Origin of the sequence: Streptomyces sp. NPDC021080 (assembly GCF_044333225.1) — a bacterium.
Taxonomy (GTDB): domain Bacteria; phylum Actinomycetota; class Actinomycetes; order Streptomycetales; family Streptomycetaceae; genus Streptomyces.
In genome coordinates this window covers 130,962-144,004 of sequence record NZ_JBIRQM010000008.1, presented here as the reverse complement: position 1 = coordinate 144,004, position 13,043 = coordinate 130,962, and the positions used below count along the sequence as shown (strand labels likewise).

The window sequence follows — 13,043 nt, the reverse complement described above, 5'->3', positions numbered from 1 at the left end:
CACCCTCCCTCTCGGGAAGGTGCCGCCCTCGGAACGTCAGGACGTTGATCGACCGGGGTCGATCAGAAGTCCATGTCACCGCCCGGCATGCCGCCGCCGGCCGGGGCCGAGGCCTTCTCCGGCTTGTCGGCGATGACGGCCTCGGTGGTGAGGAACAGCGCGGCGATGGAGGCGGCGTTCTGCAGGGCAGAGCGCGTCACCTTCGCCGGGTCGATGATGCCTTCGGCGATCATGTCGACGTACTCACCGGTCGCGGCGTTCAGGCCGTGGCCGACGGGCAGGTTGCGCACCTTCTCGACGATGACGCCACCCTCGAGACCACCGTTGACGGCGATCTGCTTGAGCGGGGCCTCCAGGGCCAGGCGCACGGCGTTGGCGCCGGTCGCCTCGTCACCCGTGAGCTCGAGCTTCTCGAAGACCGAGGAAGCCTGGAGCAGGGCCACGCCACCACCGGCGACGATGCCCTCCTCGACGGCCGCCTTCGCGTTGCGAACGGCGTCCTCGATGCGGTGCTTGCGCTCCTTGAGCTCGACCTCGGTGGCGGCACCGGCCTTGATGACGGCCACGCCGCCGGCCAGCTTCGCCAGACGCTCCTGGAGCTTCTCGCGGTCGTAGTCCGAGTCCGAGTTCTCGATCTCGGCACGGATCTGGTTCACACGGCCGGCGACCTGGTCGGCGGAGCCGGAGCCGTCGACGATCGTGGTCTCGTCCTTGGTGATGACGACCTTGCGGGCGCGGCCCAGCAGGTCCAGACCCGCGTTCTCCAGCTTGAGGCCGACCTCCTCGGAGATGACCTCGCCGCCCGTGAGGATGGCGATGTCGCCGAGCATGGCCTTGCGGCGGTCACCGAAGCCCGGGGCCTTGACGGCGACGGACTTGAAGGTGCCACGGATCTTGTTGACGACCAGGGTCGACAGGGCCTCGCCCTCGACGTCCTCGGCGATGATCAGCAGCGGCTTGCCCGACTGCATGACCTTCTCCAGGAGCGGGAGCAGGTCCTTCACGTTCGCGATCTTGGAGTTCGCGATCAGGATGTACGGGTCGTCGAGGACGGCCTCCATACGCTCCATGTCGGTGGCGAAGTACGCCGAGATGTAGCCCTTGTCGAAGCGCATACCCTCGGTGAGCTCCAGCTCCAGACCGAAGGTCTGGGACTCCTCGACGGTGATGACGCCTTCCTTGCCGACCTTGTCCATCGCCTCGGCGATGAGCTCGCCGATCTGGGTGTCGGCGGCGGAGATGGAGGCCGTCGAAGCGATCTGCTCCTTGGTCTCGACATCCTTCGCCTGCTCCAGCAGGGCACCGGAGACGGCCTCGACGGCCTTCTCGATACCGCGCTTGAGGGCCATCGGGTTGGCGCCGGCGGCGACGTTGCGCAGACCCTCGCGGACGAGCGCCTGGGCGAGAACGGTCGCGGTGGTCGTACCGTCACCGGCGACGTCGTCCGTCTTCTTGGCGACTTCCTTGACCAGCTCGGCGCCGATCTTCTCGTACGGGTCCTCGAGCTCGATCTCCTTGGCGATGGAGACACCATCGTTGGTGATCGTGGGGGCGCCCCACTTCTTCTCGAGGACGACGTTGCGGCCCTTGGGGCCGAGCGTCACCTTGACGGCGTCCGCGAGCTGGTTCATGCCGCGCTCGAGGCCGCGCCGTGCCTCCTCGTCGAACGCGATGATCTTGGCCATGTGAAGTGGTCCTCCCGGACGGGGTGGATTGCTCCGGATCGCGCCCGCGCCCGCGACGGACGGCCCTCGAACCCTGTGGTTCCTTGCCCCACAGGCCCGTGGACCTCGCCGGCCCGATCCAAGTTCTGTCACTCTCACTCGGAGAGTGCTAACGCAATGATTAGCACTCGACCCCTGCGAGTGCAAGCGCCTCTCGGCAAAACCGGCACGCCGAGCGACCCTCGACAAGAGGCAAGGCCCGGCCCGGAACGCACGAGGGGCTCGCATCCCCGGTGGGATGCGAGCCCCTCGTGCGTGAGTGAGTCGGTGGTCGTTCGCGCCCGGATCAGACGGCGAGTTTGACCATGTCCGCCTGCGGACCCTTCTGGCCCTGCGAGATCTCGAACTCCACTCGCTGACCCTCTTCAAGGGTGCGGTAGCCGTCCATCTGAATCGCGCTGTAGTGCACGAAGACGTCCGCACCACCGTCGACCGCGATGAAGCCGTACCCCTTCTCCGCGTTGAACCACTTGACGGTGCCCTGAGCCATGCCTAACTCCCCTATTACTGGCCCTTGCACAGATCCACACTTCGCGGATCCGGGTCAGACCTCACCCCCCAAACGGTTGGGGGTGTGCGCCGGAACGCGTCGACCGCGGCTGAATGTATCTGTCCAACTGCCCTCTGCAACAGGTCAATCGGACGAGAATTCTGGGCATGGCCGATCATTGATATGCGGAGGATACGCACGGATCCAGGGCAAGTCGGACCCCGCAATTGCCATAAAATGCCCAAATAGGTGAGCTACTTTGGCTACTTCTTGTCGCCCGCCGAACAGCCACTCATATGCGTCCGGCATGAAACCAACATCCAAATCGGAGCGACTTCCCCAACTCTAGCGCGTTCAATCCAATAGAATTGCCCCCTCCGTTTGTCTCACGGAGGGGGCAATTCTGTGAACGCACTGTGTTCGGCATTACCGAGGGTAACGATCAGCCTCCGGCGACGGCCGGAATGATCGAGACGCCGGACCCTGCCGGGGTCGCCGTCTCCAGCCCCTGCTCGAAGCGCACGTCGTCGTCGTTGACGTACACGTTCACGAAGCGGCGCAGCTTGCCCTGGTCGTCCAGGACGCGCGCGGCGATGCCCGTGTGGTTCTTCTCCAGGTCACCGATGACCTCGGCGAGGGTCGCGCCCTCGGCCTTCACCTCGGCGGCGCCACCGGTGTAGGTGCGCAGGATGGTGGGGATGCGGACGTTGACGCTCATGATGCGAGGCCAGCCTCTCGGAAGGAGTCGAGGTTCGGGCGGATGGTCGCGGTCAGCCCGGTGTCGGAGGCCACCGCGTCCAGGGTCTTGAGGCCGTCGCCGGTGTTCAGCACGACGGTGGTCAGCGTCGGGTCGAGGAGACCGTTCTCGATCAGCTTGCGGGTCACGCCGACGGTCACACCGCCGGCGGTCTCCGCGAAGATGCCCTCGGTGCGGGCCAGCAGCTTGATCGCGTCCACGATCTGGTCGTCGTTCACGTCCTCCACGGCCCCGCCGGTGCGCCGCGCGATGTCCAGCACGTACGGTCCGTCCGCCGGGTTGCCGATCGCGAGCGACTTGGCGATGGTGTCCGGCTTCTGCGGCCGTACGACGTCGTGGCCGGCCTTGTAGGCGACGGAGACCGGGGAGCAGCCCTCGGCCTGGGCGCCGAAGATCTTGTACGGCTTGTCCTCGACGAGCCCGAGCTTGATCAGCTCCTGCAGACCCTTGTCGATCTTCGTGAGCTGGGAGCCGGAGGCGATCGGCACGACGAGCTGGTCGGGCAGCTTCCAGCCGAGCTGCTCGCAGATCTCGTACGCCAGCGTCTTGGAGCCCTCGGCGTAGTACGGCCGCAGGTTGACGTTGACGAAGCCCCAGCCCTCGCCCGCCGGGTCGCCGATCAGCTCGGAGCAGAAACGGTTCACGTCGTCGTAGTTGCCCTCGATGCCGACGAGCTCGCCGCCGTAGACCGCGGCCATGACGACCTTGCCCTGCTCCAGGTCGTGCGGGATGAACACGCAGGAACGCAGACCGGCGCGGGCCGCCGCGGCGCCCACCGCTCCGGCGAGGTTGCCGGTGGAGGAGCAGGAGAGGGTGGTGAATCCGAAGGCGCGGGCCGCTTCGAGGGCCTGGGCGACGACGCGGTCCTTGAAGGAGTGCGTCGGGTTGCCGGAGTCGTCCTTGACGAAGAGCTTTCCGGCGTCGACACCCAGCTCGCGGGCCAGGTTGTCGGCCTGGACGAGCTTGGTCCAGCCGGGGTTGATGTTCGGCTTGTCCGCCACGTCCGCGGGGACGGGCAGCAGCGGCGCGTAGCGCCAGATGTTCGCGGGTCCCGCTTCGATGCGCTTGCGGAGTTCTTCGGCGTCGTAGGCCGAGAAGTCGTAGGCGATCTCGAGCGGGCCGAAACACTCCTCGCAGGCGAAGACCGGGCCGAGCGGGACGCGGTGTCCGCACTCGCGGCAGGAAAGCGCCGCGGCCGGGCCGAGGTCCACCGAGTCGGCGGAGTTCGTGGTGCTTGCAACTGTCTGCGCAGCCATGGAGGCGAGGCCCTTTCTCCTCATCTTCCTCACGGCGCACTTCGCCGTGAGACGGATTTGGCACCTTCCCTAGCCGGGAGCCTCGCGACGCGATCGACATCGATCGGTACGAGACCGGCTGGAGGGTTGCCGGGGCTTCATCGGGCCGTATCCCTCTGCCCCTCTGGATGAGCGGTATTTGATTGTTGAACTGTTGAACACGATACGCGCCGACGATCCAGGACATGCGATGGTCATGCGCGTTGTTCAAGACTGTAACCGAAGGCCTGGACAGTTGAGATAGTCGTCCGAACCGCGAGACGAGCCAATCGATCTGCCGCTGGCCGCAGCGGGCACGCCGATGAGAGCGTGTGATCAGACAGTGAGGAGCCGCAGACGGTGCTGAGAGAAGTCGAAAGCTGGCTGAGCACACGCTCCTGGTCCGTGACCGACCGCCCGCTCCACAAGCTCATGGCAGCCAAACGCGTGACCGGGTCGACGGTCAGCGTCGTGCTGCCCGCGCTCAACGAGGAGGAGACGGTCGGCGAGATCGTCTCGATCATCCGCCACGACCTGATGCAGCAGGTGCCCCTCGTCGACGAGATCGTCGTCGTCGACTCCGGTTCGAGCGACCGCACCGCCGCGGTCGCCGCCGCCGCCGGCGCGCGTGTCGTGCACCGCGACGACATCCTCCCACGGATCCCGGCCGTGCCCGGCAAGGGCGAGGTGCTGTGGCGGTCGCTGCTCGTGACGAGCGGGGACATCGTCTGCTTCGTCGACGCGGACCTCAAGGAGTTCTCGTCCGACTTCGTCTCCGGCATCGTGGGCCCGCTGCTCACCGAGCCCGGCGTCGACCTGGTCAAGGCCATGTACGACCGCCCGATGGCCGGTGGCGGCGGACAGGGCGGCCGGGTCACCGAGCTGATGGCCCGCCCCCTGCTGAACATGCACTGGCCGCAGCTCGCGGGCTTCGTCCAGCCGCTCGGCGGCGAGTACGCGGCCCGCCGCTCGCTGCTCGAGCAGCTCCCCTTCCCCGTCGGCTACGGCGTCGAGCTGGGCATGCTCGTCGACGCCCTGCACCTGGTGGGCCTGGACGCCCTCGCCCAGGTCGACGTCGGCGTGCGCAAGCACCGCCACCAGGACGGCCAGGCACTCGGCCGCATGGCCGCCGCGATCTACCGCACCGCGCAACTCCGGCTCGCGCGCGGCCATCTGATCCGCCCCTCCCTCACCCAGTTCGAACGCGACCGGGACGGTTTCCGGCCGCGCACGTACTCGGTGGACACCGAGGAAAGGCCGCCGATGAGCGAAATCTCCGAGTACCAGACACGCAAGGCCGCGTAGTCCGGCGCCGACGGCCGACGATCGCATACGGCCGAAGAGCGCGTTTGAGCGTTTCGACACGGGGCTAGGTTTCGAGGCATGGCTTCAACGCGGGGTGCCCGCCGGATTCTGGTCGCGTCCAACCGCGGCCCGATCACCTACGAGGTACGGGAGGACGGTTCGCTGCACGCCCGGCGCGGCGGCGGCGGCCTCGTCTCGGGACTCTCGGCGATCGGGCCGGACGCGGGCGCCCTCTGGGTCTGCTCCGCCCTCGGGGACGGCGACCGGGAGGCCGTGCGGCGCGGAGTCCACGAGGACGGCGTACGGATGCTGGCCATCGACGCCGACACGCACGCCGACGCCTACAACGGCATCGCCAACTCCGTGTTGTGGTTCGTCCACCACATGCTCTACCAGACCCCGCTGGAGCCGGTCTTCGACGCGGAGTTCCGGCGTCAGTGGGAGTCGTACCGGACCTACAACCGGGCCTTCGCCGAGGCACTGGCCGAGGAGGCCGCCGACGGCGCGACGGTGCTGGTGCAGGACTACCACCTGTGCCTGGTGCCCGGGATGCTCCGCGAACTGCGCCCCGACCTGCACATCGGTCACTTCTCCCACACCCCGTGGGCGCCCGAGGACTACTTCCGGATGCTCCCCGACGACATCCGCGCGGAGCTGATGGCGGGCATGCTCGGCGCCGACCGGGTGGCCTTCCTGACCTGGCGGTGGGCCACGGCGTTCCTGCGCTGTGCGGAAACGACCGACCCCTGGCGCTGGGCCGGGTCCTGGTCCTCGGTGACGCCCCTGGCGGTCAGGCACCTGGACGACCCCGGGGCGGGCGGGCGCGAGACCCGCATCGGGGTGCACGGCCTCGGCGCGGACGCCGAGTTCCTGCGCGAGCGCTCGCACCGCGCGGACGTCGGGGAGCGGATGACCGCGCTGCGCGAGGAGATCGGCGCGGGCCGCAGGACGATCGTGCGCGTCGACCGGACCGAGCTGTCCAAGAACATCGTGCGGGGACTGCTGGCGTACCGGCAGCTCCTCGACGACCACCCCGAGTGGCGCGAGCGGGTGGTCCACGTGGCGTTCGCCTATCCGTCGCGGCAGGACCTCGCGGTGTACCGGGACTACACGGCCGAGGTGCAGCGGCTCGCCGACGAGATCAACTCCGGTTACGGAACGCCCGGCTGGACCCCGGTGGTCCTGCACGTGAAGGACGACTTCGCGCGCTCGCTCGCCGCCTACCGGCTGGCCGACGTCGCCCTCGTCAACCCCATCAGGGACGGCATGAACCTCGTCGCCAAGGAGATCCCGGTCGTCTCCGACGAGGGCTGCGCTCTGGTCCTGTCACGAGAGGCCGGGGCCTACGAGGAACTGGGCGAGGACGCGATCACGGTGAACCCGTACGACATCACCGGTACGGCGCGGGCGCTGCACGAGGCGCTCGGCATGCAGCCGGGCGAACGGGCCGAACGCACCAAGCGACTGGCCGCCGCGGCCACCGCCCTGCCCCCGGCCCAGTGGTTCCTGGACCAACTGCGCGAGCTGGAGGCCTGAGCAGAGGCTCCAGCCCCTCCGGCGCTTGAGGAGCGGGGTCCGGGGCGGAGCCCCGAGGTGGGAAGGGCAGGGGCGGAGGGGGCGAAACAAGCCTGCCCCGCCCCGGCCCGACCGGGTGACCAGCCGCGGGGTCAGGCGAGCCGGGCCGCCAGGGCGGCGAGGAGCCGGACGACTCCGGCGGGCCCGTCGACCACCAGGTCGGCGCGTTCGGCGAGTTCGGCGACCTCGGAGCTGCCGCTGCACACCAGGAGCCCGGGAATCCCGTCGGAGCGGAGCTTGTCGACGGCGGCGAAGGCGGGCAGATCACCCAGGTCGTCCCCCGCGTACAGGACGGCCTCGGCGCCGCTCTCCCGGACGTACTCCATGAGGGCGACGCCCTTGTCCGTGCCCGGCGGGCGCAGCTCCAGGACCATGCGCCCCGGCTCGACGATCAGACCGTGCCGGGCGGCGAGTTCGCCCAGCGGCTCCCGGAGCGCCTCGAAGGCGGACTGGGGGTCGGCGGCGCGGCGCGTGTGCACGGCGACCGCCCGGCCCTTCTCCTCGATCCAGGTGCCCTGCCAGGCGCCGATCCGGTCGAGGAAGCCGGGCAGCTCGGCACGGACCGCGGCCACCCCGGGGTGCGGGGCGGGAGCGGTGACCGTGCCGCTCACCGCGTCCCAGCGCTCGGCGCCGTAGTGGCCGAGGACGACCAGGTGCTCGAGGCCGGGCACGCCCGCGAAGCCGCCGTGGCGCACGGCCACACCGGCCGGGCGGCCGGTGACCACGGCGACGGAGGCGACCTTGGGGGCGAGCGCGGCGAGTGCGGGGACCGCGTCGGGGTGCGCGCGGGCCCGGTCGGGGTCGGGGACGATGGGGGCGAGGGTTCCGTCGAAGTCGAGTGCGACGACCGTCCGGGCCGGGCGCGTGAGGATCGCTTCCAGAGCGTCGCGTCCGGCGGGGGTCACCGGAGCCGGCAAGAAGTCCTTGGATTCGGGGTGGCTGCCCATGGGGCGACCCTATCCGGGTGAGCGCGGACGCACCCCCGACTCATGGCCGGGCGAACACCCCACGACCAGGAATGCCTCGATCCCACCACTCGCACCCGCCCCCCGACCACACCGGCCGCACCGGCCACGTGATGGCGTCCTCGCCCACGAGTTCAGCGCTCCTCCCGGCGGGCCTCCCGCACCCGGCGGAGCCTGTTCACCGTGACGGGGTCGTGCGCCAGGGCGCGCGGGTCGTTCAGCAGCGCGTTGAGCAGCTGGTAGTAGCGGACCGGGGCCAGGCCCAGCTGTTCGCGGATGGCGCGCTCCTTGGCGCCGGGACCGGGGAAACCGCGGCGCTCCAGGGCGAGAATGCTCCGTTCACGCGCGGGCAGTTCTTCCATGGACAGCACGGTAGTCCCCGGCACCGACAAGCGCCGGGGCCGGGACGGAGGCCGCCGCGCCCGGGGCGCCGTCCCGGAATGCGGAACACGAGGTCGCCTATCCCGTGAGTGGACTAGACCTTTCCAGGGGTAAAGGGCGACACTGTCCCCCGTGAGACACGTCATCGCCCTCGATGTGGGCGGCACCGGGATGAAGGCCGCCCTCGTCGGGGTGGACACCGAGCCCTCCCCGGACCGCCCCGACGCGCCGCGGCCCGAGGCCCCCGGGCACCCCGCGCTGCTGCACCAGGCCCGCCGCGCGACCGGCCGTGAGCGCGGGCCCGACGCCGTCGTCGAGGACATCCTCGACTTCGCCGCCGAGCTGCGTGCCTACGGCGAGGAGCACTTCGGGACGAGCGCGCTGGCCGCCGGCGTCGCCGTCCCCGGCATCGTGGACACCCAGGGCGGCATCGCGGTCTACGCCGCCAACCTCGGCTGGCGCGACGTCCCGCTGCGTCGGCTGCTCGGCGAGCGGCTCGGCGGCGTGCCCGTGGCGCTCGGGCACGACGTGCGCACCGGCGGCCTCGCCGAGGGCCGGATCGGCGCCGGACAGGGGGCGGACCGCTTCCTGTTCGTCCCGCTGGGCACCGGCATAGCGGGCGCCATCGGCATCAACGGCGGCGTCGAGGAGGGCGCGCACGGCTTCGCGGGCGAGATCGGCCACATCGTCGTACGGCCCGGCGGGTCCCCGTGTCCGTGCGGGCAGCGCGGCTGTCTGGAACGGTTCGCGTCCGCGGCGGCCGTCAGCCAGGCCTGGGCCGAGGCGTGCGGCGACCCCGGGGCGGACGCGGCGGACTGCGCCAAGGCCGTCGAGTCCGGCGACCCGAGGGCACGGGCCGTCTGGCAGGAGGCCGTCGACGCGCTCGCCGACGGCCTGGTCACCGCGCTCACCCTCCTGGACCCGCGCACCCTGATCATCGGTGGCGGGCTCGCCGAGGCCGGGGAAACCTTGTTCACACCCCTGCGGGCCGCGGTCGAACGGCGTGTCACGTTCCAGAAGCTGCCGTCCATCGTCCCCGCGGCCCTCGGGGACACCGCCGGATGCCTCGGTGCCGGGCTCCTCGCCCGGGACCTCCTGAACACCACTTCTACGACTCCCCGGAGGTAACCACCCGATGGCCCCTAGCAAGGTTCTCGCCGGCGCCCGGGTGGTACTGCCCACCGGGATCGTGCACGACGGCCGCGTGATCGTCGACGGTCCGGTGATCACCGGCGCGGGTGCCCCCGAGACGCGGTCCGCCGGTGTCCTCGGGACGGTTCCCGCGGACACCCCCGTGACCGACCTGTCCGGCCACTGGGTGGTCCCCGGCTTCGTCGACCTGCACAACCACGGCGGCGGCGGCGCGTCCTTCACCTCGGGAACGGCCGAGGACGTCCTGCGGGGCATCCACACCCACCGGCTGCACGGCACCACGACCATGGTCGCCTCGACCGTCACCGGCGACATGCACGGCCTCGCCGAGCGCGCGGGAATGCTCTCCGAGCTGGCCGAGCAGGGCGACATCGCGGGCATCCACTTCGAGGGCCCGTTCATCTCGCCCTGCCGCAAGGGCGCGCACTCCGAGGAACTGCTGCGCGACCCGGACCCGGCCGACGTCCGCAAGCTCCTCGACGCGGCGCGCGGCCGGGCCGCCATGGTCACGCTCGCCCCCGAACTGCCGGGCGGCCTCGACTCCGTACGCCTGCTCGCCGAACACGGGGTGATCGCCGCGATCGGGCACACCGACGCGACGTACGAGCAGACGAAGGCGGCCATCGACGCGGGCGCGACCGTGGCGACGCACCTGTTCAACGCGATGCCGGCGCTCGGGCACCGCGCGCCGGGCCCCATCGCCGCCCTCCTCGAGGACGAGCGGATCACCGTCGAGCTGATCAACGACGGCACGCATCTGCACCCCGCCTCGCTGGAGCTGGCGTTCCATCACGCGGGGCCGGACCGGGTCGCGTTCATCACCGACGCGATGGACGCGGCGGGCTTCGGCGACGGCCGCTACATGCTCGGCCCGCTGGAGGTCGAGGTCGCGGACGGTGTCGCCCGCCTGGTGGAGGGCGGTTCGATCGCCGGCTCCACCCTCACCCTCGACCGCGCCTTCCAGCGCGCCGTCACGGTCGACCGGCTGCCGGTCGAGCAGGTCGTCGCGGCCATCTCGGCCAACCCCGCCCGCCTGCTGGGCCGCTACGACCGGGTGGGCTCCCTCGAACCCGGCAAGGCCGCGGACCTCGTGGTTCTCGACGCCGACTTCGCGCTCAAGGGCGTCATGCGCGGCGGGGAATGGGTGGTCGATCCCCAACTGGGGTGATTCACCCCTTTGTTGCTTGCGGCGGTTGGCCCGGGGGGACTGGGCCGACCGCCGTCGCGTTTGGCATGATCGAGCCTCCGGAACCACCGGCGGGCGTCCGAGACCGGCGCCCACGTCACAGAACTCTTCGGGGGAGGTCGTCCCAGGTGATCCTCACGGTCACGCTGAACACCGCTCTCGACATCACCTATCGCGTACGGGCGCTGCGGCCGCACAGCACCCACCGGGTGAGCGAGGTGAGCGAACGCCCGGGCGGCAAGGGCCTGAACGTGGCCCGGGTGCTGGCCGCCCTCGGGCACGAGGTGACGGTCGCCGGGTTCGCGGGCGGCGCGACCGGCCGCACCGTGCGGGACCAGTTGGCCGAGACAGTCGGGGTCGTGGACGCGCTCGTGCCGGTGGAGGGTCCGACGCGCCGCACGATAGCCGTGGTCGACACGGCGACCGGCGACACGACCCAGCTCAACGAACCGGGACCGGCGATAACCCCCGCCGAGTGGTCGGCCTTCCAGGAGAGGTACGAGCACCTGCTGCGCTCCGCCTCGGCGGTGGCCCTGTGCGGCAGCCTGCCCCCGGGCGTCCCGGTCGGCGCCTACGCCCAACTCGTCCGCACCGCACGCGCGTTGGCCGTCCCCGTGCTGCTGGACACCAGCGGCGAGCCGCTGCGCCGGGGAGTCGCCGCCCGCCCCGACATCGTCAAGCCGAACGCCGAGGAACTGGCCGAACTCACCGGCTCCCACGAGCCGCTGCAGGCCATCCGCTCGGCCCGTCGGCGCGGCGCCCACACCGTCGTGGCCTCGCTGGGCGCTGACGGACTCCTCGCAGAGAACGCGGCAGGCCGCTGGCGGGCCGCTCCGCCGCGCCGGGTCCACGGCAATCCGACGGGCGCGGGCGACTCGGCGGTCGCGGGCCTGCTGTCGGGGCTGGTCGAGAACCTGCCGTGGCCGGAGCGGCTGGCACGGGCCGCGGCCTTGTCCGCGGCGACCGTACTGGCCCCGGCCGCGGGCGAGTTCGACCGCTCGGCGTACGAGGCGCTCGCGGGCCAGGTGGCGGTGACGAGCGAGGCGCCGGCGGCGTAGCCACGGCGGCGGTCCGCGGCCGTGCGTGCGCAGCGGGCGGTCCGGCCCGATACGACGAGAGGGGCGTCACGACAGCACCGCTGCCGTGACGCCCCTCTTCGCCGTTCTACCGGCCGTGGACTACTTCCACCCGGACTCCAACCAGAACTGGTCGAAGTTCACGTCGCACTGGTTGCCGTCCGCGCAGGAGATCTGAATCGTGTTGGTGCCCTTGTTGAGCGTGATGTCCGCCCAGGTGTTGGTCCAGCCCTTCGCGGCATCGCCCTCCGCCGCCTGGGCGAAGTTCTTCAGGTTGAGGGGGCGGTCCTGGGCTGTGCCGTTGACCGTGAGGGTGGCGTTGGCGTCCTTGCCGGGGACTCCGTAGTTGACGTTCAGCGAGTACTTGCCGGCCTTCTCGATGCCGCTGACGCTCCAGACGACGGACGCGCCGACGTGGTTGAACCCCGTGACGTAGACACCGCCGTCCGACTTGGCACCCTGGATGTCGGACGCCGTCGTCACGCCGTCACCCAGCTTCAGCGCCTTCGCGTCGACCTTGGGGAGCTCCGCGGGCGTGTTCGCCGACTTCGTCTCCGAGTCGGTCGGGGACGCCGTCTGGGAGGTCGAGGGGGTCGGGTCCGCCTGGTTGCCGCCCTTGTCGTCGTCCCCGCCGCCCAGCATGGCGATGCTGATGCCGATCACGACCGCGGCGACCACGGCGATCGCGCCGATGAGGAGACCCTTGGTGTTCGGGCCACGGCCGCGTCCGCCGCCGTCACCGGCCATCGGCGTCCGCACCGTCTGCGCGCCGCCGGGAACGGTCTCGGGGGCTCCGTAGTGGGCGTTCGGCTGGCCGTAGCCGCCCTGCTGCGGCACCTGGCCGTACGGGGCGGTGGGGGCGGCCTGCTGGCCGTAGGTGCCCTGAGCGGTCTGCTGGCCGTACTTGCGCTCGCCGACCGCCCGCACCCGGTTGACCGAGCCCGGGTAGCCGTAGCCACCGCCTCCAGAGGGCGGCGTGGCTCCGTTGGCCTGACCGTCGGCGTACAGATAGCCGAACGGGTCGTCCTCCTCGGGCGTGCTCGCGCCGTTGTTGCCGGGCGTCATCCCTTGGTCTCCTCAGCGGGTGCGGTTCTGATGCGGTACACGAATGAATGGCGAGCCTACCCGGTCCCGCCGGGCCGGACGGGGGGCCTTCAC

At 70.8% G+C, this 13,043-nt stretch carries 12 protein-coding genes and 1 riboswitch; of the genes, 5 read left to right on the top strand and 7 right to left on the bottom strand.

Translation table 11 applies throughout. From position 1 onward, the window contains the following. Positions 1 to 62 precede the first annotated feature (62 nt). The 4 genes from groL to thrC form a co-directional block, all read right to left on the bottom strand. A complete protein-coding gene (gene groL, locus ACH4S8_RS21200; protein ID WP_398396177.1) occupies positions 63 to 1,685 on the bottom strand; it encodes a chaperonin GroEL in 1,623 nt (540 codons plus the stop codon). 325 nt (positions 1,686 to 2,010) lie between these two features. Further along, a complete protein-coding gene (locus ACH4S8_RS21195; protein WP_005315736.1) occupies positions 2,011 to 2,214 on the bottom strand; it encodes a cold-shock protein in 204 nt (67 codons plus the stop codon). A 442-nt stretch (positions 2,215 to 2,656) separates the two neighbouring features. After that, positions 2,657 to 2,932: a MoaD/ThiS family protein gene (locus ACH4S8_RS21190; RefSeq protein ID WP_398396175.1), complete on the bottom strand. Its 276-nt coding sequence runs from the start codon at positions 2,930 to 2,932 to the stop codon at positions 2,657 to 2,659. Next, on the bottom strand, positions 2,929 to 4,227 hold the full coding sequence (gene thrC, locus ACH4S8_RS21185; protein ID WP_398396173.1) for a threonine synthase: 1,299 nt from the start codon (positions 4,225 to 4,227) through the stop codon (positions 2,929 to 2,931). The genes ACH4S8_RS21190 and thrC overlap by 4 nt, the downstream gene beginning before the upstream one ends. 17 nt (positions 4,228 to 4,244) lie before the next feature. After that, positions 4,245 to 4,401: riboswitch (SAM riboswitch) on the bottom strand. Between the two features lie 204 nt (positions 4,402 to 4,605). Between thrC and ACH4S8_RS21180 the strand changes: the two genes are divergently transcribed. Together ACH4S8_RS21180 and ACH4S8_RS21175 are read left to right on the top strand one after the other, a co-directional pair. After that, positions 4,606 to 5,550: a glucosyl-3-phosphoglycerate synthase gene (locus ACH4S8_RS21180; RefSeq protein WP_398396171.1), complete on the top strand. Its 945-nt coding sequence runs from the start codon at positions 4,606 to 4,608 to the stop codon at positions 5,548 to 5,550. A gap of 78 nt (positions 5,551 to 5,628) precedes the next feature. Continuing rightward, complete coding sequence (locus tag ACH4S8_RS21175) at positions 5,629 to 7,086, top strand: trehalose-6-phosphate synthase (protein ID WP_398396169.1); 1,458 nt, start codon at positions 5,629 to 5,631, stop codon at positions 7,084 to 7,086. 131 nt (positions 7,087 to 7,217) lie between these two features. Here ACH4S8_RS21175 and otsB read toward each other — a convergent pair whose 3' ends face one another. Both otsB and ACH4S8_RS21165 read right to left on the bottom strand, forming a co-directional pair. Beyond that, complete coding sequence (gene otsB, locus ACH4S8_RS21170; protein WP_398396167.1) at positions 7,218 to 8,072, bottom strand: trehalose-phosphatase; 855 nt, start codon at positions 8,070 to 8,072, stop codon at positions 7,218 to 7,220. Between the two features lie 152 nt (positions 8,073 to 8,224). Then, a complete protein-coding gene (locus tag ACH4S8_RS21165) occupies positions 8,225 to 8,452 on the bottom strand; it encodes a DUF3263 domain-containing protein (protein WP_328554833.1) in 228 nt (75 codons plus the stop codon). 151 nt (positions 8,453 to 8,603) lie between these two features. Between ACH4S8_RS21165 and ACH4S8_RS21160 the strand changes: the two genes are divergently transcribed. The 3 genes from ACH4S8_RS21160 to ACH4S8_RS21150 all read left to right on the top strand — a co-directional run bounded on the left by ACH4S8_RS21160 (position 8,604) and on the right by ACH4S8_RS21150 (position 11,867). After that, positions 8,604 to 9,599, top strand: coding sequence for an ROK family protein (locus tag ACH4S8_RS21160; RefSeq protein WP_398396164.1), 996 nt, complete (start codon positions 8,604 to 8,606; stop codon positions 9,597 to 9,599). 7 nt (positions 9,600 to 9,606) lie between these two features. Next, the gene (gene nagA, locus ACH4S8_RS21155) at positions 9,607 to 10,791 is read left to right on the top strand and encodes an N-acetylglucosamine-6-phosphate deacetylase (RefSeq protein WP_398396162.1); all 1,185 of its coding nucleotides are present in this window, start codon (positions 9,607 to 9,609) and stop codon (positions 10,789 to 10,791) included. Positions 10,792 to 10,937: 146 nt separating this feature from the next. Then, the gene (locus ACH4S8_RS21150; protein ID WP_398396160.1) at positions 10,938 to 11,867 is read left to right on the top strand and encodes a 1-phosphofructokinase family hexose kinase; all 930 of its coding nucleotides are present in this window, start codon (positions 10,938 to 10,940) and stop codon (positions 11,865 to 11,867) included. Between the two features lie 120 nt (positions 11,868 to 11,987). On the opposite strand, the gene ACH4S8_RS21145 is transcribed toward ACH4S8_RS21150, so the two are convergent. Further along, the gene (locus ACH4S8_RS21145) at positions 11,988 to 12,950 is read right to left on the bottom strand and encodes a CBM35 domain-containing protein (protein WP_398396158.1); all 963 of its coding nucleotides are present in this window, start codon (positions 12,948 to 12,950) and stop codon (positions 11,988 to 11,990) included. Between the last annotated feature and the right edge of the window lie 93 nt (positions 12,951 to 13,043).